Source organism: Enterobacter cloacae complex sp. P6RS (assembly GCF_014982245.1).
Lineage (GTDB): Bacteria > Pseudomonadota > Gammaproteobacteria > Enterobacterales > Enterobacteriaceae > Enterobacter > Enterobacter bugandensis.
Genome location: NZ_JADCLB010000002.1, coordinates 12,729 through 36,630 on the forward strand (window position 1 = coordinate 12,729; position 23,902 = coordinate 36,630).

The 23,902-nt window shown below is 57.5% G+C and carries 19 protein-coding genes; 13 read left to right on the forward strand and 6 right to left on the reverse strand.

Going from position 1 to position 23,902, the window contains the following annotated elements:
- Window positions 1–207: 207 nt before the first annotated feature.
- The 3 genes from ppc to fsa all read left to right on the forward strand — a co-directional run bounded on the left by ppc (window position 208) and on the right by fsa (window position 4,472).
- Window positions 208–2,859 (forward strand): phosphoenolpyruvate carboxylase, encoded by a 2,652-nt coding sequence (ppc, locus tag INF73_RS00560; RefSeq protein ID WP_193542588.1) that lies wholly within the window; start codon window positions 208–210, stop codon window positions 2,857–2,859.
- 57 nt (window positions 2,860–2,916) lie between these two features.
- Window positions 2,917–3,681 carry an AraC family transcriptional regulator gene (locus tag INF73_RS00565; protein WP_193542586.1) on the forward strand — a complete coding sequence of 255 codons (765 nt, stop codon included), beginning with the start codon at window positions 2,917–2,919 and terminating at the stop codon, window positions 3,679–3,681.
- A 128-nt stretch (window positions 3,682–3,809) separates the two neighbouring features.
- Window positions 3,810–4,472, forward strand: a complete 663-nt coding sequence (gene fsa, locus INF73_RS00570; protein ID WP_193542584.1) for a fructose-6-phosphate aldolase — start codon at window positions 3,810–3,812, stop codon at window positions 4,470–4,472.
- A 112-nt stretch (window positions 4,473–4,584) separates the two neighbouring features.
- Here fsa and katG read toward each other — a convergent pair whose 3' ends face one another.
- From katG to metB, 4 genes are all read right to left on the reverse strand, one after another.
- On the reverse strand, window positions 4,585–6,765 hold the full coding sequence (gene katG, locus INF73_RS00575; protein ID WP_028014834.1) for a catalase/peroxidase HPI: 2,181 nt from the start codon (window positions 6,763–6,765) through the stop codon (window positions 4,585–4,587).
- A gap of 146 nt (window positions 6,766–6,911) precedes the next feature.
- The gene (metF, locus tag INF73_RS00580; protein ID WP_041911801.1) at window positions 6,912–7,799 is read right to left on the reverse strand and encodes a methylenetetrahydrofolate reductase; all 888 of its coding nucleotides are present in this window, start codon (window positions 7,797–7,799) and stop codon (window positions 6,912–6,914) included.
- A 225-nt stretch (window positions 7,800–8,024) separates the two neighbouring features.
- Window positions 8,025–10,457 carry a bifunctional aspartate kinase/homoserine dehydrogenase II gene (locus tag INF73_RS00585; RefSeq protein WP_041911800.1) on the reverse strand — a complete coding sequence of 811 codons (2,433 nt, stop codon included), beginning with the start codon at window positions 10,455–10,457 and terminating at the stop codon, window positions 8,025–8,027.
- A gap of 2 nt (window positions 10,458–10,459) precedes the next feature.
- Window positions 10,460–11,620 (reverse strand): cystathionine gamma-synthase, encoded by a 1,161-nt coding sequence (gene metB / locus INF73_RS00590; protein ID WP_193542582.1) that lies wholly within the window; start codon window positions 11,618–11,620, stop codon window positions 10,460–10,462.
- Window positions 11,621–11,895: 275 nt separating this feature from the next.
- Here metB and metJ point away from each other — a divergent pair, with 275 nt between their 5' ends.
- On the forward strand, window positions 11,896–12,213 hold the full coding sequence (gene metJ / locus INF73_RS00595; protein ID WP_003862042.1) for a met regulon transcriptional regulator MetJ: 318 nt from the start codon (window positions 11,896–11,898) through the stop codon (window positions 12,211–12,213).
- Between the two features lie 48 nt (window positions 12,214–12,261).
- Here the strand turns inward: metJ and rpmE are convergent, their stop codons facing one another.
- Window positions 12,262–12,474, reverse strand: coding sequence for a 50S ribosomal protein L31 (rpmE, locus tag INF73_RS00600; RefSeq protein ID WP_003862040.1), 213 nt, complete (start codon window positions 12,472–12,474; stop codon window positions 12,262–12,264).
- A gap of 200 nt (window positions 12,475–12,674) precedes the next feature.
- Between rpmE and priA the strand changes: the two genes are divergently transcribed.
- From priA to rraA, 7 genes are all read left to right on the forward strand, one after another.
- Entirely contained in the window at window positions 12,675–14,870 is a 2,196-nt protein-coding gene (gene priA / locus INF73_RS00605; protein WP_045260255.1) for a primosomal protein N', read from the forward strand.
- A gap of 119 nt (window positions 14,871–14,989) precedes the next feature.
- Window positions 14,990–16,015 carry a DNA-binding transcriptional regulator CytR gene (gene cytR, locus INF73_RS00610; protein ID WP_041911797.1) on the forward strand — a complete coding sequence of 342 codons (1,026 nt, stop codon included), beginning with the start codon at window positions 14,990–14,992 and terminating at the stop codon, window positions 16,013–16,015.
- A 93-nt stretch (window positions 16,016–16,108) separates the two neighbouring features.
- Window positions 16,109–17,104 (forward strand): cell division protein FtsN, encoded by a 996-nt coding sequence (gene ftsN / locus INF73_RS00615; RefSeq protein ID WP_136484728.1) that lies wholly within the window; start codon window positions 16,109–16,111, stop codon window positions 17,102–17,104.
- A gap of 94 nt (window positions 17,105–17,198) precedes the next feature.
- Entirely contained in the window at window positions 17,199–17,729 is a 531-nt protein-coding gene (hslV, locus tag INF73_RS00620) for an ATP-dependent protease subunit HslV (protein WP_014072345.1), read from the forward strand.
- 9 nt (window positions 17,730–17,738) lie between these two features.
- On the forward strand, window positions 17,739–19,073 hold the full coding sequence (hslU, locus tag INF73_RS00625; RefSeq protein WP_028014840.1) for an HslU--HslV peptidase ATPase subunit: 1,335 nt from the start codon (window positions 17,739–17,741) through the stop codon (window positions 19,071–19,073).
- 62 nt (window positions 19,074–19,135) lie between these two features.
- Window positions 19,136–20,062 (forward strand): 1,4-dihydroxy-2-naphthoate polyprenyltransferase, encoded by a 927-nt coding sequence (menA, locus tag INF73_RS00630; RefSeq protein ID WP_193542593.1) that lies wholly within the window; start codon window positions 19,136–19,138, stop codon window positions 20,060–20,062.
- 92 nt (window positions 20,063–20,154) lie between these two features.
- Window positions 20,155–20,640 carry a ribonuclease E activity regulator RraA gene (gene rraA, locus INF73_RS00635; RefSeq protein WP_014885702.1) on the forward strand — a complete coding sequence of 162 codons (486 nt, stop codon included), beginning with the start codon at window positions 20,155–20,157 and terminating at the stop codon, window positions 20,638–20,640.
- A gap of 246 nt (window positions 20,641–20,886) precedes the next feature.
- Here rraA and zapB read toward each other — a convergent pair whose 3' ends face one another.
- Window positions 20,887–21,126 carry a septal ring assembly protein ZapB gene (gene zapB / locus INF73_RS00640; RefSeq protein ID WP_028014842.1) on the reverse strand — a complete coding sequence of 80 codons (240 nt, stop codon included), beginning with the start codon at window positions 21,124–21,126 and terminating at the stop codon, window positions 20,887–20,889.
- Window positions 21,127–21,524: 398 nt separating this feature from the next.
- Here zapB and INF73_RS00645 point away from each other — a divergent pair, with 398 nt between their 5' ends.
- Together INF73_RS00645 and glpK are read left to right on the forward strand one after the other, a co-directional pair.
- Window positions 21,525–22,370 carry an MIP/aquaporin family protein gene (locus INF73_RS00645; RefSeq protein WP_028014843.1) on the forward strand — a complete coding sequence of 282 codons (846 nt, stop codon included), beginning with the start codon at window positions 21,525–21,527 and terminating at the stop codon, window positions 22,368–22,370.
- 21 nt (window positions 22,371–22,391) lie between these two features.
- Window positions 22,392–23,900 (forward strand): glycerol kinase GlpK, encoded by a 1,509-nt coding sequence (glpK, locus tag INF73_RS00650; protein ID WP_028014844.1) that lies wholly within the window; start codon window positions 22,392–22,394, stop codon window positions 23,898–23,900.
- The last annotated feature ends 2 nt before the right edge of the window (window positions 23,901–23,902 follow it).

Genomic DNA, 23,902 nt, shown 5'->3' on the forward strand with positions numbered 1-23,902 from the left:
ATCGCCGTCACATTTCCATAAGCATCTCTTATCTGACGCAATGCGAATTAAATTTCGTAAATTGCCCGCATTTATTCGTTTGCTGAACCGTTTTCGCAGCAATTGACGACGGGGGTTTTACGTGGCTTTATAAAGGGAGATGACAAAATAATGTCCAGAAGATTTTCGCCTGGGCATAAACAAAAATGATGGGGTGACTGGGTTTTTATGAACGAACAATATTCCGCGTTGCGTAGTAATGTCAGCATGCTCGGCAAAGTGCTTGGAGATACCATCAAAGACGCGCTGGGGGAGAACATCCTCGACCGCGTTGAAACCATCCGCAAGCTGTCTAAATCTTCCCGTGCCGGTAACGAGGCCAGTCGTCAGGAGCTGCTCACCACCTTGCAGAACCTCTCTAACGATGAGCTGCTGCCCGTTGCCCGCGCCTTCAGCCAGTTCCTGAACCTGGCAAACACCGCTGAGCAATACCACAGCATTTCGCCAAACGGCGAAGCGGCCAGCAACCCGGAAGTCATTGCCCGCACCCTTCGTAAACTGAAAGACCAGCCAGACCTCAACGAAGCCACCATCAAAAAAGCGGTGGAGTCCCTTTCGCTGGAGCTGGTGCTGACCGCACACCCAACCGAAATCACCCGTCGTACGCTGATCCACAAGATGGTGGAAGTAAACAGCTGCCTGAAGCAGCTGGATAACAAAGACATTGCCGACTACGAGCGCAACCAGCTGATGCGCCGTCTGCGCCAGCTGATTGCCCAGTCCTGGCATACCGATGAAATTCGTAAGCATCGCCCAAGCCCGGTCGACGAAGCCAAATGGGGCTTTGCGGTGGTGGAAAACAGCCTGTGGGAAGGGGTACCAAACTACCTGCGCGAGCTGAACGAACAGCTGGAAGAAAACCTGGGCTATCGTCTGCCGGTAGACTTTGTGCCGGTGCGCTTCACCTCCTGGATGGGCGGTGACCGCGACGGCAACCCGAACGTGACCTCGGAAATCACCCGTCACGTCCTGTTGCTGAGCCGCTGGAAAGCGACCGACCTGTTCCTGAAGGATATTCAGGTGCTGATCTCCGAGCTGTCGATGGTTGAAGCGACGCCGGAACTGCGCGCGCTGGCCGGTGAAGAAGGTGCCAGCGAGCCGTACCGTTTCCTGATGAAAAAGCTGCGCGGTCAGCTGATGGCCACCCAGGCGTGGCTGGAAGCGCGCCTTAAAGGCCAGCGCCTGCCGAAGCCGGAAGGTCTGCTGAGCCAGAACGAACAGCTCTGGGAGCCGCTGTACGCCTGCTATAAATCACTCCAGGCCTGTGGCATGGGCATCATCGCCAACGGCGAACTGCTCGATACCCTGCGCCGCGTGAAGTGTTTCGGCGTACCGCTGGTGCGTATCGACGTGCGTCAGGAAAGTACCCGCCATACTGAAGCGCTGGGCGAGCTGACCCGCTATCTCGGCATCGGCGACTATGAAAGCTGGTCAGAAGCCGACAAGCAGGCGTTCCTGATCCGCGAATTGAACTCCAAGCGCCCTCTGCTGCCGCGCAACTGGGAGCCAAGCAACGACACCCGCGAGGTGCTCAACACCTGTAAAGCGATCGTCGATGCGCCGAAAGGATCGGTGGCCGCCTACGTGATCTCCATGGCGAAAACCCCGTCCGACGTGCTGGGTGTTCATCTTCTGCTGAAAGAAGCGGGCATCGACTACGCCCTGCCAGTCGCCCCGCTGTTTGAGACCCTCGACGACCTGAACAACGCCAACGACGTCATGACCCAGCTGCTTAACATCGACTGGTATCGCGGCTTTATTCAGGGCAAGCAGATGGTAATGATTGGCTATTCCGACTCCGCGAAAGATGCGGGCGTGATGGCGGCGTCCTGGGCGCAGTATCAGGCTCAGGATGCGCTGATCAAAACCTGCGAGAAAGCCGGTATCGAGCTTACCCTGTTCCACGGTCGCGGCGGCTCCATTGGCCGCGGTGGCGCGCCTGCTCACGCGGCGCTGCTCTCTCAACCGCCGGGAAGCCTGAAAGGCGGCCTGCGCGTCACCGAGCAGGGCGAGATGATCCGCTTCAAGTATGGCCTGCCGGAAGTGACCATCAGCAGCCTGTCGCTCTATACCAGCGCGATCCTGGAAGCGAACCTGCTGCCACCGCCGGAGCCAAAAGAATCCTGGTGCCGCATCATGGACGAGCTGTCAGACATCTCATGCGATCTGTACCGCGGCTACGTGCGTGAAAACAAAGACTTCGTGCCTTACTTCCGTTCAGCAACGCCTGAGCAGGAGCTGGGTAAACTGCCGCTGGGCTCGCGTCCGGCCAAGCGTCGCCCGACCGGTGGCGTTGAATCCCTGCGCGCCATTCCATGGATCTTCGCCTGGACGCAGAACCGCCTGATGCTACCCGCCTGGCTGGGTGCCGGTGCCGCGCTGCAAAAAGTGGTGGAAGACGGCAAACAGAACGAACTGGAAACCATGTGCCGCGACTGGCCCTTCTTCTCTACCCGTCTTGGCATGCTGGAGATGGTCTTCTCGAAGGCCGACCTGTGGCTGGCGGAATACTACGACCAGCGGCTGGTGAAACCAGAGCTGTGGGCGTTGGGTAAAGAACTGCGCGAGCTGCTGGAAGGCGACATCAAAGTGGTGCTGGATATCGCCAACGACTCCCACCTGATGGAAGACCTGCCGTGGATCGCCGAGTCAATCCAGTTGCGTAACATCTACACCGACCCGCTGAACGTTTTACAGGCTGAACTGCTGCACCGTTCCCGCCTGGCGGAAGAGGAAGGTAAAGAGCCGGATCCTCGCGTTGAACAGGCACTGATGGTGACGATTGCGGGCGTTGCGGCGGGTATGCGTAACACCGGGTAATGCTTTATGCCGGGCAGGCGTTTTTAGCGCCGCCCGGCACGTTTCGGTAGTCTTCTCATGTATTCCGATATCACCCAAATTTTGACTGACCTGGTGAACCGTACGTTACCGCTGGGCCAGATTCATTTCTCAGCGCTGGCTGAACAGCATCCCCGAACATCTCCCTGCCTCGTCATTACACTTGCTACCCCCTGTGAGGCGATATTTTCATCCTTTGGACACATCACGCTTCCACCGCCTAACGCCCTGAGCATACATTTCGGTAAGCAGCAGCTGACTCTCGATTTACAGCGTGACAACGCGTTTTTGCAGCAGCTACAGGTTCCCCGGCGTGGCCCGCGAACGGGTGCTTTTCTTCTGCAAGCGCTCACCGAATTACAGATGCAGCCAGACGAGCAAGACACAGCCATGCTGGTGGTATTAAGCTTGCTCAGCCACTGCCGGGATCTGCTTGGCAGTGACATCCACACCGCTAACCGCAGCCGGGCACTATTCGAAGCCGTTCGTAACTATATCGAAGAAAATTACGCCTCTTCGTTAACACGCGAATCCGTGGCACAGGCGTTCTACATCTCGCCGAATTACCTTTCCCATCTCTTTCAGAAGATCGGCCACGTGGGGTTCAACGAGTATCTGACGCAAACGCGGCTGGAACATGCACGCCAGCTGCTGAAAGGCTACGATCTCAAAATTAAAGATATTGCCTCACGCTGCGGATTTCCTGACAGCAACTACTTTTGTCGCCTCTTTCGCAAGCACACCGAGCGTTCCCCTTCCGAATATCGTCGCCAGTATCACAGCCAGCTTATCGCCAAAAAATAGCATTGTGATCGCTATCGCACTTCGCTAAGGACATTACATTTCTCCAGTATTTGGCAAAATTGACCTGTATCCGCCGCACTCAGCCGGGCCTTATCCTTTATTCAACCTTTCTGACTTAAGGAAAAATAATGGAACTGTATCTGGATACCGCGAACGTGGCGGAAGTGGAACGCCTTGCACGCATCTTCCCCATCGCGGGCGTCACCACCAACCCAAGCATCATTGCCGCCAGCCGTGAATCCATCTGGGACGTGCTGCCGCGGCTGCAAAAAGCCGTCGGGCCGAACGGTACGCTGTTTGCACAAACCATGAGCCGCGACGCCGAAGGCATGGTGGCGGAGGCCAAACGCCTGAGTAACGCCATCCCGGGTATTGTGGTGAAAATTCCGGTCACCGCGCAGGGGCTTATCGCCATTAAAGAGCTGAAAAGAGAGGGTATTACCACGCTGGGCACCGCCGTTTACAGCGCCGCTCAGGGTTTACTGGCCGCGCTGGCAGGCGCGAAATACGTTGCGCCGTACGTCAACCGCGTCGACGCACAGGGCGGCGACGGTATTGGCATGGTACAGGAGCTGCAGTCCCTGCTGGAATTGCATGCGCCGGAAAGCATGGTGCTGGCTGCCAGCTTTAAAACACCGCGTCAGGCGCTGGACTGCCTGCTGGCCGGATGCGAGGCAATCACGATCCCCTTAGACGTAGCGCAACAAATGCTCGGTACCCCAGCGGTAGAGTCGGCCATAGAAAAGTTCGAGCAGGACTGGAAAAACGCGTTTGGTAACCTCAATCTCTAAGGGAGAAGAGGTTCGCAAAAAGAACTCGAACGCCTGAAAAAGCGGGTGGCAGCTACGCCTTACCCCGCCTGGATGACTGGCAAAAAAATCCCCGCCGTGGCGGGGATTGCTTTTACTTCACGTCAAACCGATCCAAATCCATCACCTTCGCCCATGCGGCAACGAAGTCACGGACAAACTTCTCGTGCGCATCGCTGCTGGCGTAAACCTCGGCCAGCGCGCGCAGGACGGCGTTCGAACCGAAGACCAGGTCGGCGCGGGTCGCGGTGTATTTCACTTCACCGCTGGCGCGATCGCTACCGGCAAACAGCTCGTTTGAATCGTCGGTCGCTTTCCACTGCGTGTTCATGTCCAGCAGATTCACGAAGAAATCATTGCTCAGCACGCCTTCGCGGTTGGTGAACACGCCGTTCTTACTGCCATCAAAGTTCGTGCCCAGCACGCGCAGGCCGCCGATCAGCACCGTCAACTCAGGTGCGGTCAGGGTCAGTTGCTGGGCTTTGTCGATCAGCAGCGACTCGGTGGTAGACACATCCACCTGTGCGCGATAGTTGCGGAAGCCGTCGGCAATCGGTTCGAGCAGGTTAAACATCTCGATATCCGTCTGATCCTGACGTGCATCCACACGGCCCGGCGTGAACGGCACGTTGACGTAAACGCCCGCGGCTTTCGCCGCCTGCTCAACGCCCACAACGCCCGCCAGCACGATGATATCCGCCAGCGAGGCTTTATTGGTGGTGCGCTGAATTGCTTCCAGAGCCGGTAACGCACGTACCGCCGCGGCGTTCACATCCCAGTCGCGCTGAGGCGCCAGCGCCAGACGCGCGCCGTTGGCGCCGCCGCGCTTGTCGCCACCGCGGAAGGTCGATGCAGACGCCCATGCCACTGAAACCAGCTCGCTCACGGAGAGGCCAGAGGCCGCGATTTCCGCTTTCAGGCTTTCAATGTCTTCCTGCGTCGGATGGAACACCGGCTGAGGCAGCGGATCCTGCCAAATCAGATCTTCTTTCGGCACTTCCGGGCCGATGTACCGCGCTTTTGGCCCCATATCACGGTGGGTCAGTTTGAACCACGCGCGCGCGAAGGCTTCGTTAAAGGCCTGCGGATCGTTCAGGAAGCGACGGGAAATTTTCTCGAATTCCGGGTCGAAACGCAGCGTCAGGTCGGTGACCAGCATGGTTGGCTTACGTTTTTTCGACGGGTCAAACGGGTCTGGCATGATTTCCGGCGCATCCACGGCTTCAAACTGAATCGCGCCTGCCGGGCTGCGGGTCTGCACCCATTCGTATTTGAACAGGTTCTCGAAGAAGTAGTTGCTCCACTGGGTCGGAGTTTGCGACCAGATGACTTCCAGCCCGGAGGTGATGGCGTCAGCGCCAATACCGGTGCCGTGCGTGCTGGCCCAGCCTAAGCCCTGCGCTTCAATCGGCGAGGCTTCCGGATCGGTACCTACGTGCGTGGCTTCACCCGCGCCGTGGGTTTTACCGAGCGTATGGCCGCCGGCAATCAGCGCGACGGTCTCTTCGTCGTTCATACCCATGTTGCCAAAGGTGGCGCGGATTGCCGCAGCCGCAGACAGCGGTTCACCGCTGGCGTTTGGCCCTTCCGGGTTCACGTAAATCAGCCCCATTTCGGTGGCCGCCAGCGGGCGCTTCGCCAGAGCTTCCGGGTCACGGTGGGTCAGCCAGGCTTTTTCATCACCCCAGTTCACGTCCAGATCCGGTTCCCAGACGTCTTCACGACCGGCGCCAAAACCAAAGGTGCGGAAGCCGGAGTTCTCCAGCGCCACGTTACCCGCGAGAATAAACAGGTCGGCCCAGGAGATTTTTTGTCCGTATTTTTGCTTGATTGGCCACAGCAGGCGGCGCGCTTTATCCAGGCTGACGTTATCAGGCCAGGAGTTCAGCGGCGCAAAGCGCTGTTGGCCGCGTCCGGCGCCGCCGCGTCCGTCAACGGAGCGGTAAGTACCGGCACCGTGCCAGGCCATGCGAATAAACAGACCCGCGTAGCTGCCCCAGTCGGCAGGCCACCACGGCTGTGAATCGGTTAACAGGGCTTTGAGATCGCCCTTGAGGGCGGAATAGTCGAGCTTGCTGAATTCTTTGCGGTAGTCGAAGTCTTCACCCAGCGGGTTCGAACGGTTGGAATGTTGGTTTAGAAGATCGATGCGGAGTTGTTTAGGCCACCACTCTTTGCTGCCGGTACCTGCGCCCGCGCTGTGATCGACGCCGCCCTGATGGAACGGACATTTGCCGGCGGATGCCGCGTTATTGGTCTCGTCTGACGTGCTCATCGCTATGCTCCCTTTACAGTGATACCGTTACGATATACACCACTAGCAATAAGATATAGTTGAATTAATCCACAGATTCGATAGTTAATACCTTTTAACTTTTTATCTGATTAAAAAGAGCTCACTTTATGAGGGCTTTTTGCTGATTACGCTGGACGAACGCCCAGCGTATGACAAATGGCGTAGCTCATCTCCGCGCGGTTAAGCGTGTAGAAGTGGAAGTCTTTCACCCCTTCGCGGCTTAAGATCTTAACCATGTCCATCGCGATATTGGCCCCCACCAGCTTGCGGGTTTCCGCGTCATCGTCCAGCCCTTCGTACATTTTGGACATCCACAGCGGAATGCGAACGTTGGTCATATCGGCGAACTTCTTCGCCTGTTTGAAGTTAGAGACTGGCAGAATGCCCGGGATAATTTCGACGTCGATACCTGCCGAGACGCAGCGGTCGCGGAAGCGCAGATAGCTTTCCACGTCAAAGAAGAACTGGGTGATGGCGCGGTTGGCACCGGCCTCCACCTTACGCTTCAGGTTAAGCAAATCCGCCTGGGCGCTTTTCGCTTCCGGGTGGACTTCAGGGTAGGCGGCCACGGAGATATCAAAATCAGCAACGTCTTTCAGCAGCGCGACCAGATCGGTAGCGTACATGTCCGGCTTGCCGCTTCCCGGCGGCAGATCGCCACGCAGGGCAACGATATGGCGAATCCCGTTGTTCCAGTAGTCCTGGGCAATGGCGCGCAGCTCATCGCGGGTGGCGTCAATACAGGTCAAATGCGGCGCTGCTTCCAGACCGGTTCTGTCCTTAATGCCTTTAATAATGCTGTGCGTGCGGTCGCGCTCGCCGGAGTTCGCACCGTAGGTTACGGAGACAAACTTCGGCTTCAGGCTGCTCAGGCGATCGATAGAGCTCCACAGGGTTTGCTCCATTTCACTGGTGCGCGGCGGGAAAAATTCAAAAGAGACGTTAATCTGGCCGTTTACTTCGGCCAGGCTCTGATTCAGTGCTTCCCGCTGGTTGGCGTGAAAAAAGCTCATACCTTACCTCTATCTTTCGCGTGTCATTGTCTGTTGTGTTGTGAACTTCTATACGTTTAGACGTCCAGATGTAAAAATGACGGAAAAGCGGCGTGACGTCAACAGAAATAATCACAATAACGGTGAGGTTTGCTCAGGGAAGATGAAGGGAGTTCATGATGGGGGTGAGCACGGTCTGATGCCCTCACCCTAACCCTCTCCCACAGGGAGAGGGAAATTCAATTTTTACAGCAGCTTAGCCAGACGGTTAATATCGGACTGGATAGCCCCAGCGGTGACGTCGCGCCCCGCGCCCGGGCCGCGGATCACCAGCGGGTTATCGCGGTACCAGCGGCTTTCAATGGCGAAGACGTTATCGCACGGCAGCAGGGCCGCCAGCGGATGGTCAGGACGCACCGCCTCGACACCCACGCGCGCCTTACCGTTCGCCTCGAAACGCGCCACGTAGCGCAGCACCAGCCCCATCTCGTTTGCCGCTTCCAGACGCTGCACCATCTGGTCATTCAGCTCGTCGCCGTTTTCGAAGAAGTGGTCAACAGAACCTTCTTCGCAGCCTGCAGGCACCAGCGACTCGACGCGGACGGAATCCGGCTCGATGTCATAACCGGCTTCACGCGCCAGGATCACCAGCTTGCGCATCACGTCTTTACCGGAGAGGTCAACGCGCGGATCGGGCTCGGTTAAGCCCTGCTGCCACGCCTGATCCACCAGGTCGGTGAACGGTACGGTGCCGTCAAACTGCAGGAACAGCCAGGAGAGCGTGCCGGAGAAGATCCCGCTCAGCGCCAGAATGCTGTCGCCGCTTTCAATCAGGTCACGCACGGTATGGTTAACCGGCAGGCCCGCGCCAACGGTGGCATTGTAGAGCCAGTGGCGGCCCGTTTTTTCAAACGCGTCGTGGATCTGACGGTATTTATCGGTGCTGCTCGCCCCCGCCAGCTTGTTGGCGCTGATGACGTGGAAACCGTGGCTGGCGAAATCCAGATACTGATCGGCAAGCTGTTCGCTGGCGGTGACGTCCAGCACCACCAGATCGTCATACGGGTGCGCGCGCATCCACAGGAACAGCGACTCTTCATCCTGCTCAACCGCTTCATCGTTAAAGAAGGCAAGCGCCCGGCTGGCATCCAGCCCTTCGTAGTTCAGCAGGCTGCGGCGGCTATCCACCACGCCCGCAAGAATAAATTCAAACCCGGTACGCGCCGAAAGCGTGACCTGTTCGCGGGCGAACAGCTCCAGCCAGCGGGAACCGATGTTACCCTTGCCAAACAGCACCAGGCCGATACGTTTTTCCGCGCGGAACAGCGAGGTGTGCAGACCCTGAATCAGGCTTTCGGTTGGGCCTTTACGCAGCACGGCGACCAGGCTGATGCCCTCTTCCGACTGCCAGGTGAACTCCACCGGCTGGCCCTTCAGCTGCTGCCAGAAGCGGTGGCAGTGCAGCGGGTTACGGGTGACGCCCGCGCCGACCATCGCCACCAGCGCCAGCCCCTGACGCAGGCGAAGCTCGCCCGGCAGGCCCGCTTCGTCGAGAATTTTCAGCGCGCTGTCCGCCACTTCGGCGGTATAGCAGAACTGCAGCAGCTGGCGATCGTTATGCACGCCAACGGCCAGCGGACGCACCTGGGCGCGTTTCAGGATCGTGTCGATATCTTTATGCGCCAGCCTGAAGTCCTGACCCGCAGGGACCTGGAACTCAATCAGGCAGATGTCGTCGTGGCTGGTGACAATGCGCGCGCCCGTGCCGGACGCCAGCACGCGCTCAATACGGGTAGACCCCTGATCCGGCGTATAGCTACAGCGCAGCTGCAGGTCAATATCGCTGCCGGAAACCGGCTGCAGCGTACGGGCGTGCAGAACCGGTGCCGCCAGACGCGCCAGCTCGCTCGCTTCGTCGAGACGCAGCAGCGGAAGCAGGCAGGCATCTTTCACTTTACGCGGGTCCGCGCTGTAGACACCGGCCACGTCGCTCCAGATGGTAACGCGGGACACGCCCGCCAGGGCACCGATCTGCGTTGCCGAGTAGTCCGAGCCGTTACGGCCCAGCAGCACGGTTTCACCGGCGTTGCTGCGGCTGATAAAGCCGGTGACGACAATACGTTTGCCCGGATGCTGCACCAGCAGCTGTTGCAGCAGCGGATAGGACAACCCTTCGTCCACCTGCGGCTGCGCGGCGCGTTCCGCACGCAGGAAATCACGCGCGTCGAGCCAGGCCGCGTCTACGCCCAGGTGTTGCAGTACGGCGGCCATCAGGCGCGCGGACCACACTTCACCGTGGCCCACCACTTCGGCATACACCGCGTCGGTAATCCCGCTGTCCAGCAGAGCAGCCAGACGCTCAAGGTCATGGGTGAAGGCGCTGATCAGCCCATCCGCCACGTCCGCAGGCAGCAGGCCGGCAATCAGCTCGCTCTGGTAACGACGTAAGGACTGTTGCACCTGATGCGCAGAAAGGCGATCGGTCTGGCTCAGTTTCAGCCAGCTAATCAACTGGTTGGTGGTGCTGCCCGCCGCCGAGACAACCATCATGTCACCCGGCTGTGAATATTCGGTCATGATCCCTGCGACGCGCAGATAACATTTCACATCAGCAAGACTACTACCACCAAACTTGTGCAGCTGACGACCCTTCGCCCCTGCCTGCGCTATCACACTCATGATTACCCCTTGGCTGCGACCCGGAAGCCATTTTCCAGATCGGCAATTAAATCTTCAGAATCTTCAATACCGGTCGAGATACGCAGCAGCGTCTCGGAAATCCCGGCGGCGGCACGTGCTTCCGGTGCCATACCTGCGTGCGTCATGGTCGCGGCGTGGGAGATCAAGCTTTCAACCCCACCTAAGGATTCCGCCAGCGTAAACAATGACAGCCCGCTCAGTAAGCGACGCAGCGTTTGCTCGTCACCGTCCAGTTCAAAACTTAACATCGCGCCAAATCCCTTCTGCTGGCGCGCGGCAATCTCATGCCCCTGGTTTTCCGGCAGCGACGGGTGATAAAGCTTCTTCACCAGCGGCTGGGTTTTCAGGAAATCGACAATCGCCTGGGCATTACGCTGCGCCACGTCCATGCGCGGCGACAGCGTGCGGATGCCGCGCAACAGCAGGTAGCTGTCGAACGCGCCCGCGGTGACGCCGATGTTATTAGCCCACCATGCCAGTTCCGTGACAACGTCGGGATCTTTTGCAATCACCACGCCCGCCACCACGTCAGAATGGCCGTTCAGATATTTAGTGCATGAATGCAATACCAGATCCGCACCCAGTGCTAACGGGTTCTGAAGGGCCGGACTGAGGAAGGTATTATCCACTACACTTATCGCTCCCGCATCCCTTGCGAGCTGACAAATTTTCGCAATGTCGACAACGCGCAACAATGGGTTGCTTGGACTTTCCACCAGAACCAGCTTCGGCTTCTCTGCCAGCGCCTGTTTCAGCGCCTGTTCGTCGTTTTGATCGACAAACAGCACGCGGTAGCAGCCGCGCTTTGCCAGGCTATCAAACAGACGATAACTACCGCCATAACAGTCATGCGGCGCAACCAGCAGATCGCCAGGCTTCAGGAACACCGTGGTCACCAGGTGAATGGCAGACATACCGGTATTGGTTAATACCGCACCCGCGCCGCCTTCCAGTTCCGCCAGCGCGCGCTGGGTTACATCACGCGTAGGGTTGCCGCGACGCGAGTAGTCATGCGCGCGCGGTTCATTAAATCCGGTGAAATTGTAGGTGCTGGAAAGATGAATGGGCGGGACAACGCAGCCGTACTGCTCGTCATCATTTAATCCGCTACGCACTGCGATCGTGGCCTGTTTACGCGTCATGGTGAGGGCTTCCTGGCGAATGAGGTGAAAAGTCAGCCACCAGAGTAAACATTGAAAGTATGGACGTCAATACATCTGGACATCTAAACTTCTTTGCGTATAGATTGAGCAATGCGCAAATAGCCGTTAAAATTATATGCTTTAGTGCACGCTGCAGCGGCAATATCCGTGCCACGGTATCGTCTCTACGGTAAACTACGCAAGATTACGGTTCAAAACGGGCAGTGACCGGTTTGCACCTTTAGATTAATGACTGAGAGGATTAAAGGTATCTCATGGCTGAATGGAGCGGCGAATATATCAGCCCATACGCTGAGCACGGTAAGAAGAGTGAGCAAGTAAAGAAAATTACGGTTTCCATTCCTCTGAAGGTGTTGAAGATCCTCACCGATGAACGTACGCGTCGTCAGGTGAACAACCTGCGTCACGCGACCAACAGCGAACTGCTGTGCGAAGCGTTCCTGCATGCGTTTACCGGCCAACCGTTGCCGAACGATGACGATCTGCGCAAAGAGCGTAGCGACGAAATCCCGGAAGAGGCGAAGGTGATCATGCGTGAACTGGGTATTGACCCGGAGACGTGGGAATACTGAGAAGCGGATACAAAAAAGGCACCTTGCGGTGCCTTTTTTTCGGGAAACTTATTTAGCGCCCGGGATGCTGAAACGCTTGTTGAAGCGGTCAACACGGCCACCGGTTGCAACATCACGCTGCTTACCAGTGTAGAACGGGTGGCATTTGCCGCACACGTCCAGGTTCAGATCGTGACCCACGGTAGAGCGGATCTGGATAGAGTTACCGCAAGAGCAGTTTGCAGTAATCATTTCGTATTTCGGGTGAATATCTTTTTTCATGGGAGAACCTCAGTTAAGGCCGCGTCGCTCTTCCAGCCCTAACGCCAGACACCACGCGATGTTGAATGTAAGTTCTTTGGCGTAAAGTACACCAAAGGCGGCGAATCATACAGAATTTAACCAACGTATGCAAACTGATCCGCACGCCGCTTTTACTAATGTGTATACTAACGCGCCACTTTTCAAGTCAGGAAGATTCGATGCCCGTCGCTCACGTTGCCCTGCCCGTTCCGCTTCCCCGCACCTTTGACTACCTGCTGCCCGACAGCATGAGCGCCAAAGCGGGCTGTCGCGTGACCGTGCCGTTTGGCAAACAGCAGCGCGTGGGGATCGTCGTCTCCGTCAGCGATAAAAGCGAATTGCCCCTCAATGAACTGAAATCGGTGGTTGAGGTGCTGGACAGCGAGCCGGTTTACTCCACCAGCACCTGGCGACTGCTGCTGTGGGCGGCAGATTATTATCATCACCCGATTGGCGACGTCCTGTTCCACGCCCTGCCGATCCTGCTGCGCCAGGGCAAGAGCGCCAGCCACGCCCCGATGTGGTACTGGTTTGCCACCGAACAGGGGCAGGCCGTGGACATCAACAGCCTGAAGCGTTCGCAGAAACAGCAGCAGGCGCTGGCGGCGCTGCGCCAGGGAAAAATCTGGCGGCACCAGGTCGACGAGCTTGAGGTCAGCGAAACGGCGCTACAGGCATTAAGAAAGAAAGGGTTGAGCGAGCTGGCCAGCGAAGCGCCCGCCCTTCACGACTGGCGCGACGGCTTCTCCGTCTCGGGCGATCGCCTGCGCCTGAATACCGAGCAGGCTACCGCGGTAGGCGCTATTCATAGCGCCTCGGACCACTTTTCCGCCTGGCTGCTGGCGGGCGTGACGGGCTCCGGCAAGACCGAAGTCTATCTGAGCGTGCTGGAAAACGTGCTCGCGCAGGGCAAACAGGCGCTGGTGATGGTGCCGGAAATCGGCCTGACGCCGCAGACCATTGCCCGCTTCCGCGAGCGCTTTAACGCGCCCGTTGAGGTGCTGCACTCCGGGTTGAACGATAGCGAGCGCCTCAGCGCCTGGCTGAAAGCGAAAAACGGCGAAGCGGCGATTGTGATCGGCACCCGCTCGTCGCTGTTTACGCCGTTTAAAAACCTCGGTGTCATCGTCATCGACGAAGAGCACGACAGCTCCTATAAACAGCAGGAAGGCTGGCGCTATCACGCCCGCGATCTGGCGGTCTACCGTGCGCACAGCGAGCAAATCCCTATTATTCTCGGATCCGCCACGCCTGCGCTCGAAACGCTGCACAACGTGCGCCAGCGTAAATACCACATGCTGCGCCTGACGCGCCGCGCGGGGAATGCCCGCCCGGCCATTCAGCACGTGCTGGATCTCAAAGGCCAGCAGGTGCAGGCCGGCTTAGCGCCCGCCTTGATTTCCCGCATGCGCCAGCATTTGCAGGCGGGGAACCAGGTCATCCTGTTCCTGAACCGTCGCGGATTCGCCCCCGCCCTGCTGTGCCACGACTGCGGCTGGATTGCCGAGTGCCCGCGCTGCGACCACTACTACACCTTCCATCAGGCCCAGCGACATTTGCGCTGCCACCACTGCGACAGCCAGCGTCCCGTGCCTCGCCAGTGCCCGTCATGTGGTTCCACGCATATCGTGCCGGTGGGGCTGGGAACGGAACAGCTGGAACAGGCGCTTGGCCCTTTCTTCCCGGACGTGCCTATTTCCCGAATCGACCGGGACACCACCAGCCGCAAGGGGGCGCTGGAGCAGCAGCTGGCGGAAGTGCATCGCGGCGGCGCGCGCATCCTGATAGGCACCCAGATGCTGGCCAAAGGGCACCACTTCCCGGACGTGACGCTGGTCGCCCTGCTCGACGTCGACGGCGCGCTGTTCTCGGCAGATTTCCGCTCCGCCGAGCGCTTCGCCCAGCTTTATACCCAGGTTGCCGGGCGTGCCGGACGCGCGGGTAAACAGGGCGAGGTAATACTGCAAACGCATCACCCTGAGCACCCGCTGCTACAGACTCTGCTGCACAAAGGTTATGACGCCTTTGCCGAGCAGGCGCTGGCCGAACGCCAGACCATGCAGCTGCCGCCGTGGACCAGCCACGTCATCATCCGCGCGGAGGATCATAACAACCAGCAGGCGCCGCTTTTCCTGCAACAGCTGAGGAATCTCCTGCAGGCCAGCCCGCTGGTGGATAACCAGCTGTGGATCCTGGGCCCGGTGCCGGCGCTGGCACCAAAACGCGGTGGACGTTTCCGCTGGCAAATTTTGCTTCAGCACCCCTCGCGTATTCGCCTGCAGCACATCGTCAGCGGCACGCTGGCGCTCATCAATACCCTGCCGGAAGCGCGTAAAGTGAAGTGGGTACTGGACGTCGATCCCATCGAAGGCTGAAGACGGATCGAAAAATTTAACGCGCCTCACACTTTTTATGAAAATTCTGTAACCGATTCCATTAACTATCTGTAAAAATGGTGATGTCCGCAGTTCGGTGTTCAGGCGAGGAGAAGACGTTGAAGTCCAGGAAAGAGGTTGCCACGGCGACCATGAAAGACGTTGCCGAGAAAGCACAAGTCTCAACGGCAACCGTGTCCCGCGCATTAATGAACCCGGATAAAGTCTCCCAGGCGACCCGTAACAAGGTTGAACAGGCGGCGCTGGAAGTGGGGTATTTCCCGCAGGCGATGGGGCGGAACGTCAAGCGCAATGAATCTCGGACCATCCTGGTAATAGTGCCGGATATCTGCGATCCCTTCTTCAGCGAAATCATTCGCGGTATCGAAGTGACGGCGGCGGAGCAGGGCTATCTGGTGCTGATTGGCGACTGCGCTCACCAGAACCAGCAGGAAAAAACCTTTATCGACCTCATTATCACCAAGCAGATTGACGGCATGCTGCTGCTTGGCTCGCGCCTGCCGTTTGATGCCAGCATCGAAGAACAGCGCAATTTACCGCCAATGGTAATGGCCAACGAATTTGCGCCTGAGCTTGAGCTGCCGACGGTCCACATTGATAACCTCACCGCCGCGTTCAACGCCGTAAACTATCTCCAGGAGCTGGGACATAAGCGGATTGGCTGCATTGCCGGGCCGGAAGAGATGCCGCTGTGCCACTACCGCCTGCAGGGCTATGTTCAGGCGCTGCGCCGTACCGGTGCGATTGTCGATCCGCACTATATTGCGCGCGGTGATTTTACCTTTGAAGCGGGCGGACAGGCGCTGGAGAAACTGCTGGCGCTGCCGGAACCGCCAACGGCGGTGTTCTGCCACAGCGACGTGATGGCGCTGGGTGCGCTTTCACACGCCAAGCGCCGTGGCTTACGCGTGCCGAAAGATTTGTCGATTATCGGATTCGATAACATTTCACTTTCAGAGTTTTGCGATCCACCGCTCTCCACCGTTTCACAACCGCGCTATCAGATTGGCCGCGAAGCGATGCTGCTTCTGCTGGATCAGCTGCAGGGTCAAACGGTTAGCAGCGGCTCGCGTTTGCTGGACTGCGAGCTGATTATTCGCGGCTCTACCCAGGCATTGACTTAAAGTAAACGCCTTTCGGACACCCTTATCTGGTCAAAGCCCCGCCGCTTAAGTAACATGGCGGGCTGACGAACGAATAAATACAGCGAAACGATAGTGGCACAACGAGATTATGTACGTCGCGGCCAGCCGGCACCTTCGCGACGCAAAAAGAGCAGTTCAAAAAGCAAGCAGCGTAATCTGCCTGCGGTCTCGCCAGCAATGGTCGCTATTGCTGCGGCCGTGCTGGTGGCCTTTATTGGCGGCCTGTACTTCATCACGCACCATAAAAAAGAAGAGTCCGAGGCCCTTCAGGGCAACAAAGTGGTGGGAAATGGTCTGCCGCCGAAACCTGAAGAGCGCTGGCGCTATATTAAAGAGCTGGAAAGTCGTCAGCCCGGCGTGCGTGCGCCTACTGAGCCCTCAGCCGGTGGCGAAGTGAAGAATGCCGATCAGCTGACGGACGAGCAGCGCCAGCTGCTGGCACAGATGCAGGCCGATATGCGCCAGCAGCCGACGCAGCTGAATGAAGTGCCGTGGAATGAACAAACGCCAGCGCAGCGTCAGCAAACGTTGCAGCTGCAGCGTCAGCGCCAGGCACAAATTCAACAGCAGCAACAGCAGCAACAGCAGCAGTGGACGCAAACTCAGCCGGTACAGCAGCCGAAGGCCCAGCCATACCAGCAACCGCAGCAGCAGACGCGTACGGTGCAGTCGCAGCCTGTTCAACAGCCAAAAGCGCAGCCGCCAAAGCAAGCGGCGCAGCCGTATCAGGATCTGCTCCAGACGCCAGCGCATACCACCGCGCAGCAGCCGAAAACGCAGCAGGCCGCGCCGGTGACCAAAGAGACCGAAGCGCCGAAGCAGACGGCAGAGAAAAAAGACGAGCGCCGCTGGATGGTGCAGTGCGGTTCGTTTAAAGGTGCCGAGCAGGCGGAAACGGTACGTGCTCAGCTGGCGTTCGAAGGATTTGATTCACGCATTACCACCAATAACGGCTGGAACCGCGTGGTGATCGGCCCGGTTAAAGGCAAAGAAAACGCAGACGGCACCATTTCCCGTTTGAAAGTGGCTGGGCACACAAACTGCATTCGACTCGCCTCCGGGGGTTGAAACCCCCAAAATCCCCCCCATCTATCATTTAATTCAGCCCTGAGCACAGGCTCAGGGCTTCTGTTTCCCGAATCTGTAACCAGGGGGTCTGCTCGTGACAACAATAGTAAGTGTACGCCGTAACGGCCAGGTGGTAATTGCCGGTGATGGCCAGGCCACGCTGGGTAATACCGTCATGAAAGGCAACGTGAAGAAAGTCCGTCGTCTCTACAACGACAAAGTGATCGCCGGTTTTGCAGGCGGCACGGCGGATGCCTTCACGCTGTTTGAACTGTTTGAACGCAAGCTGGAAATGCACCAGGGTCATCTGGTGAAAGCTGCCGTTGAGCTGGCAAAGGACTGGCGTACCGACCGTATGCTGCGCAAGCTCGAAGCGCTGCTGGCGGTCGCGGATGAAACCGCTTCGCTTATCATCACCGGTAACGGTGACGTGATTCAGCCGGAAAACGACCTGATTGCCATCGGCTCTGGCGGCCCTTATGCCCAGGCTGCAGCCCGCGCGCTGTTGGAAAATACCGACATGAACGCGCGTGATATCGCGGTGAAGGCGTTGGATATTGCAGGTGATATCTGCATCTATACCAACCACAACCACACCATCGAAGAATTGACCTCCAAAGCGTAAGGATCTCCCATGTCTGAAATGACCCCACGCGAAATTGTCAGCGAACTGAACAAACACATTATCGGCCAGGATAACGCCAAGCGCTCCGTGGCCATCGCGCTGCGTAACCGCTGGCGTCGTATGCAGCTTGACGAAGAGCTGCGTCACGAAGTCACCCCGAAAAACATTCTGATGATCGGCCCGACCGGCGTCGGTAAAACCGAAATCGCCCGTCGTCTGGCGAAGCTGGCGAACGCGCCGTTCATCAAAGTTGAAGCCACCAAGTTCACCGAAGTGGGCTATGTGGGTAAAGAAGTGGACTCTATCATCCGCGACCTGACCGATTCTGCGATTAAGATGGTCCGCGTCCAGGCGATTGAGAAAAACCGCTACCGCGCGGAAGAGATGGCCGAAGAGCGTATTCTCGACGTGCTGATCCCACCGGCGAAAAACAACTGGGGCCAGGCTGAACAGCAGGCTGAGCCTTCAGCCGCGCGTCAGGCGTTCCGCAAAAAACTGCGTGAAGGCCAGCTGGACGACAAAGAGATTGAGATCGACCTCGCGGCCGCGCCGATGGGCGTGGAAATCATGGCGCCTCCGGGCATGGAAGAAATGACCAGCCAGCTGCAGTCCATGTTCCAGAACCTGGGCGGCCAAAAGCAGAAAGCGCGTAAGCTGAAAATCAAAGACGCGATGAAGCTGCTGATTGAAGAAGAAGCGGCGAAGCTGGTGAATCCGGAAGAGCTGAAGCAGGACGCTATCGACGCGGTTGAGCAGCACGGTATCGTGTTTATCGACGAAATCGACAAAATTTGTAAGCGCGGCGGCAACAGCTCTGGTCCGGACGTGTCCCGCGAAGGCGTACAGCGCGATCTGCTGCCGCTGGTTGAAGGCTGCACCGTCTCTACCAAGCACGGCATGGTGAAAACGGACCACATTCTGTTTATCGCTTCCGGTGCATTCCAGGTAGCCAGCCCGTCGGATCTGATCCCCGAACTGCAGGGTCGTCTGCCTATCCGCGTTGAGCTGCAGGCGCTGACCACCGAAGATTTCGAGCGCATCCTGACGGAGCCAAACGCCTCTGCTACCGTACAGTACAAGGCGCTGATGGCGACCGAAGGCGTGAACCTCGAGTTCACCGAAGACGGTATCAAGCGTATCGCCCAGGCCGCATGGCAGGTCAACGAAACCACCGAGAACATCGGTGCGCGTCGTCTGCACACCGTGCTGGAACGCCTGGTAGAAGACATCTCATATGACGCGAGCGACCTCAACGGTCAAACCATTACCATCGACGCAGACTATGTGAGCAAACATCTGGATGCGTTAGTGGCAGATGAAGATCTGAGCCGTTTTATCCTATAATCGCGGTTACTGCATTCTCATCACTGTTAATGGGGGCTAAGGCCCCCATTTTTATTGGCTAAATTACTATGACTGATATCAGCCGTACTCAGGCGTGGCTCGAAAGTCTGCGCCCTAAAACGCTTCCTCTGGCTTTTGCCGCCATTATTGTCGGCACCGCGCTTGCCTGGTGGCAAGGGCATTTCGATCCGCTGGTGGCAGGTCTGGCACTCATTACCGCCGGGCTGCTGCAAATCCTCTCTAACCTCGCGAACGATTATGGCGATGCGGTAAAAGGCAGCGACAAGCCTGACCGTATCGGGCCGCTGCGCGGGATGCAAAAGGGGGTGATCACCCAGGCACAGATGAAGCGTGCGCTGACTATCACCGTGGTGCTGATTTGCTTATCTGGCCTGGCGCTGGTGACGGTCGCCTCGAAAACTACCAGCGATTTCATTGGCTTCCTGGTGCTGGGCCTGCTCGCCATCATCGCGGCCATCACCTACACCGTCGGCACGCGCCCTTACGGCTATATTGGCCTTGGGGATATCTCTGTGCTGGTGTTCTTCGGCTGGCTGAGCGTAATGGGGAGCTGGTACTTACAGGCGCATACGGTGATCCCTGCCCTGTTCCTCCCGGCGACCGCCTGCGGCCTGCTGGCGACGGCGGTACTCAATATCAATAATCTACGCGATATCGACAGCGATCGTGAGAACGGTAAGAACACGCTGGCGGTGCGTCTGGGGCCGGTGAATGCGCGCCGCTATCATGCCTGCCTGCTTATTGGCGCGCTGGTTTGCCTGGCGCTGTTTAACCTAATTTCCCTGCACAGTCTGTGGGGCTGGCTGTTTGTGCTTGCCGCGCCGCTGCTGGTTAAGCAGGCCCGCTTTGTGATGCGTGAACTCAGCCCGGCAGCCATGCCGCCGATGCTGGAGCGAACGGTAAAAGGCGCGCTGCTGACTAACCTGTTGTTCGTCATTGGGATTGTGTTAAGCCAGACGCTCAGTTAGCTGATAAATATCAATTAACAATTGATGATTTTGCCAACAACGCATTTCGCACGATATACTGAACACATTCGCAGCAACTGAGCGTTAAACCTATGAAATACGATACCTCCGAGCTTTGTGACATCTACCAGGAAGATGTCAACGTCGTTGAACCGCTGTTCTCCAACTTTGGTGGGCGGTCGTCGTTTGGCGGTCAAATCGTCACGGTGAAATGTTTCGAGGACAACGGGTTGCTGTACGATCTGCTCGAACAGAACGGCCGTGGCCGCGTACTGGTGGTTGACGGCGGCGGGTCCGTGCGTCGCGCACTGATTGATGCTGAACTGGCCGGCATTGCCGTCCAGAACGAGTGGGAAGGCATCGTGGTGTACGGCTCCGTGCGTCAGGTGGACGATCTCGAAGACCTGGATATCGGGATTCAGGCCATCGCGGCCATACCGGTAGGGGCCGCGGGTGACGGTATCGGCGAAAGCGACGTGCGCGTTAACTTCGGCGGCGTGACCTTCTTCTCAGGCGATCATCTCTACGCCGATAATACCGGCATTATCCTTTCTGAAGATCCGCTGGATATCGAGTAATAAAACCATAAGCGTGAACCATAAAAAAACCGCCAACAGCAATGTGGCGGTTTTTTTGTCCCTCGGGATTCGCGGTCCATTGGGAAGTCTTACAGACTAACACCAAGGAACTTCATCATACTCTCGTCTAACCTTGGGCAATCCCTTAGAACCTTTATAAAATCCTAATTGTGTTCGCGATAAATATAAAAAAGCCGGGTGGCGGCGTCGCCTTACCCGGCCTGTTCAGTTCATCCCCAGTGGGAATCAGACTTCTTCCATACGTCCCAACAGAGCCTGCAGGCGATCCTGCCAGCCGTTCTGCTGTTCACGCAGCTGGTTGTTTTCGCGCTCCAGTTCTTCGCGGCCGTGCTGAGCGTTCTGAACTTCCTGCGCCAGGCTGTTGTTCTTCTCTTTCAGCTCTTCAATTTCCATCTGCAGCAGCGTGATGGTGTCAATCGCCTGCTGTACTTTCGCTTCCAGTTTCTCAAACACTTCTAAAGACATGATCCTACCTCTCCTGAATTGCAAGGCGACGCTTTAACGTAAACGCGCACAACATATGTTCCGATTGTATGGAGCGCAGTCGCCCCTGTCCAGCGGCATGCCACGCAGATCGCGGTTTGCAACACTTTTCGGCCTCGTCCTGGTGCGTTCGCGGCATATACCTCTAAGTTGTTAACCCATTCGTTAAAAAAATGATTCAGCTCACCGTGCGCGACTGATGCAAAAACGCGCTTTATGGCGCGAAAACGCTCATTTTATTGACACAGACCACACATTTTAATTTCGATATTTCTCGTTTTTGCTCGTTAACGATAAATTAACACTATGTCTACAGGGCATCGTGGCTGTCACGGGCGGCCACGCTAACAATAAACATCAATTTCTTCAGGATTCCGATTATGAGTCAGACATCAACCTTAAAAGGCCAGTGCATTGCCGAGTTCCTTGGTACCGGGTTGTTGATATTCTTCGGAGTGGGCTGTGTCGCTGCACTGAAAGTGGCGGGTGCCAGTTTTGGTCAGTGGGAAATCAGTATCATCTGGGGTCTGGGCGTGGCGATGGCCATCTACCTGACTGCAGGGGTCTCTGGCGCACATCTTAACCCGGCGGTGACTATCGCACTGTGGCTGTTCGCGTGCTTCGACGGACGCAAAGTTGTTCCCTTCATTATTTCTCAATTTGCCGGCGCGTTTTGCGCAGCGGCGTTAGTTTACGGGCTTTATTACAATCTTTTCATCGACTTCGAACAGACGCATCATATGGTGCGCGGCAGCGTCGAGAGTCTGGATCTGGCAGGCATCTTCTCAACCTACCCTAACCCGCATATCAATTTTGTGCAGGCGTTCGCAGTTGAAATGGTGATTACCGCTATTCTGATGGGCGTCATTATGGCTTTGGGCGATGATGGTAACGGCATTCCGCGTGGCCCGCTGGCGCCATTGCTGATTGGCCTGCTGATCGCCGTCATCGGTGCGTCCATGGGGCCGTTAACAGGGTTTGCGATGAACCCGGCGCGTGACCTGGGTCCAAAAACCTTCGCCTTCTTTGCAGGATGGGGCGACGTGGCTTTCACCGGCGGCAAAGATATTCCTTACTTCCTGGTACCGCTGTTCGGACCAGTCGTAGGGGCGGCACTGGGTGCATTTGGCTATCGCAAATTAATTGGTCGCCACTTACCGTGCGACACCTGTGTGGAAGAGGAGAAGGAAACGACTTCTACCGCACAACAAAAAGCTTCGCTGTAATCTGACTACGGGACACATACCATGACCGAAAAAAAATATATCGTTGCGCTCGACCAGGGCACTACCAGCTCCCGCGCTGTCGTAATGGATCATGACGCGAATATCGTCAGCGTGTCACAGCGCGAATTTGAGCAAATTTATCCGCGTCCAGGCTGGGTAGAACACGACCCGATGGAGATCTGGGCGTCACAAAGCTCCACGCTGGTGGAAGTGCTGGCGAAAGCCGATATCAGTTCCGACGAGATTGCCGCTATCGGTATTACCAACCAGCGTGAAACCACCGTGGTGTGGGAACGCGAAACCGGTAAGCCTATTTACAACGCCATCGTCTGGCAGTGCCGCCGTACGTCAGAGATCTGCGAACAGCTTAAGCGTGACGGGATGGAAGAGTACGTGCGTAGCGCCACCGGCCTGGTGGTTGACCCGTACTTCTCCGGCACCAAAGTGAAGTGGATCCTCGACCACGTAGAAGGTTCACGCGAGCGTGCAAAACGCGGCGAGCTGCTGTTCGGTACCGTCGATACCTGGCTTATCTGGAAGATGACTCAGGGACGTGTCCACGTTACTGACTACACTAACGCCTCGCGCACCATGCTGTTCAACATCAACACCCTGGAGTGGGATGACAAGATGCTGGACGCGCTGGATATTCCGCGCGCGATGCTGCCTGAAGTGCGTAAGTCGTCTGAAGTCTACGGCCAGACCAACATCGGCGGTAAAGGCGGCACCCGTATTCCTATCGCCGGTATCGCCGGTGACCAGCAGGCGGCGCTGTTCGGCCAGCTGTGCGTCAAGGAAGGGATGGCGAAGAACACCTACGGCACCGGCTGCTTTATGCTGATGAACACCGGCGAGAAAGCGGTGAAATCAGAAAACGGCCTGCTGACCACCATCGCATGCGGGCCGCGCGGCGAGGTGAACTATGCCCTGGAAGGTGCGGTGTTTATGGCGGGCGCATCTATTCAGTGGCTGCGCGACGAGATGAAGCTGATCAGCGATGCGTTTGACTCCGAGTACTTCGCGACCAAAGTGAAAGACACCAACGGCGTGTACGTGGTGCCAGCGTTCACCGGTCTGGGCGCACCGTACTGGGACCCGTATGCCCGCGGCGCAATTTTCGGCCTGACGCGCGGTGTGAACTCAAACCACATCATCCGCGCCACCCTGGAATCCATCGCCTACCAGACGCGCGACGTGCTGGAAGCGATGCAGGCTGACTCCGGCATTCGTCTGCACGCCCTGCGCGTGGACGGTGGCGCGGTGGCCAACAACTTCCTGATGCAGTTCCAGTCCGATATTCTGGGCACCCGCGTTGAGCGCCCGGAAGTACGTGAAGTGACGGCACTGGGCGCGGCGTATCTTGCGGGTCTCGCGGTCGGCTTCTGGCAGAACCTGGACGAGCTGCAGGAGAAAGCGGTCATCGAACGCGAATTCCGCCCTGGCATCGAAACCACCGAGCGCAACTACCGCTACAGCGGCTGGAAGAAAGCGGTGAAACGCGCCCTGGCGTGGGAAGAGCACGAAGAGTAAGC

Bases quoted from the DNA above. Each gene is read 5' to 3' on its own strand.
- ppc (WP_193542588.1), top strand. From the start codon at position 208: ATGAACGAACAATATTCCGCGTTGCGTAGTAATGTCAGCATGCTCGGC.
- INF73_RS00565 (WP_193542586.1), top strand. From the start codon at position 2,917: ATGTATTCCGATATCACCCAAATTTTGACTGACCTGGTGAACCGTACG.
- fsa (WP_193542584.1), top strand. From the start codon at position 3,810: ATGGAACTGTATCTGGATACCGCGAACGTGGCGGAAGTGGAACGCCTT.
- katG (WP_028014834.1), bottom strand. From the start codon at position 6,765: ATGAGCACGTCAGACGAGACCAATAACGCGGCATCCGCCGGCAAATGT.
- metF (WP_041911801.1), bottom strand. From the start codon at position 7,799: ATGAGCTTTTTTCACGCCAACCAGCGGGAAGCACTGAATCAGAGCCTG.
- INF73_RS00585 (WP_041911800.1), bottom strand. From the start codon at position 10,457: ATGAGTGTGATAGCGCAGGCAGGGGCGAAGGGTCGTCAGCTGCACAAG.
- metB (WP_193542582.1), bottom strand. From the start codon at position 11,620: ATGACGCGTAAACAGGCCACGATCGCAGTGCGTAGCGGATTAAATGAT.
- metJ (WP_003862042.1), top strand. From the start codon at position 11,896: ATGGCTGAATGGAGCGGCGAATATATCAGCCCATACGCTGAGCACGGT.
- rpmE (WP_003862040.1), bottom strand. From the start codon at position 12,474: ATGAAAAAAGATATTCACCCGAAATACGAAATGATTACTGCAAACTGC.
- priA (WP_045260255.1), top strand. From the start codon at position 12,675: ATGCCCGTCGCTCACGTTGCCCTGCCCGTTCCGCTTCCCCGCACCTTT.
- hslU (WP_028014840.1), top strand. From the start codon at position 17,739: ATGTCTGAAATGACCCCACGCGAAATTGTCAGCGAACTGAACAAACAC.
- rraA (WP_014885702.1), top strand. From the start codon at position 20,155: ATGAAATACGATACCTCCGAGCTTTGTGACATCTACCAGGAAGATGTC.
- zapB (WP_028014842.1), bottom strand. From the start codon at position 21,126: ATGTCTTTAGAAGTGTTTGAGAAACTGGAAGCGAAAGTACAGCAGGCG.
- INF73_RS00645 (WP_028014843.1), top strand. From the start codon at position 21,525: ATGAGTCAGACATCAACCTTAAAAGGCCAGTGCATTGCCGAGTTCCTT.
- glpK (WP_028014844.1), top strand. From the start codon at position 22,392: ATGACCGAAAAAAAATATATCGTTGCGCTCGACCAGGGCACTACCAGC.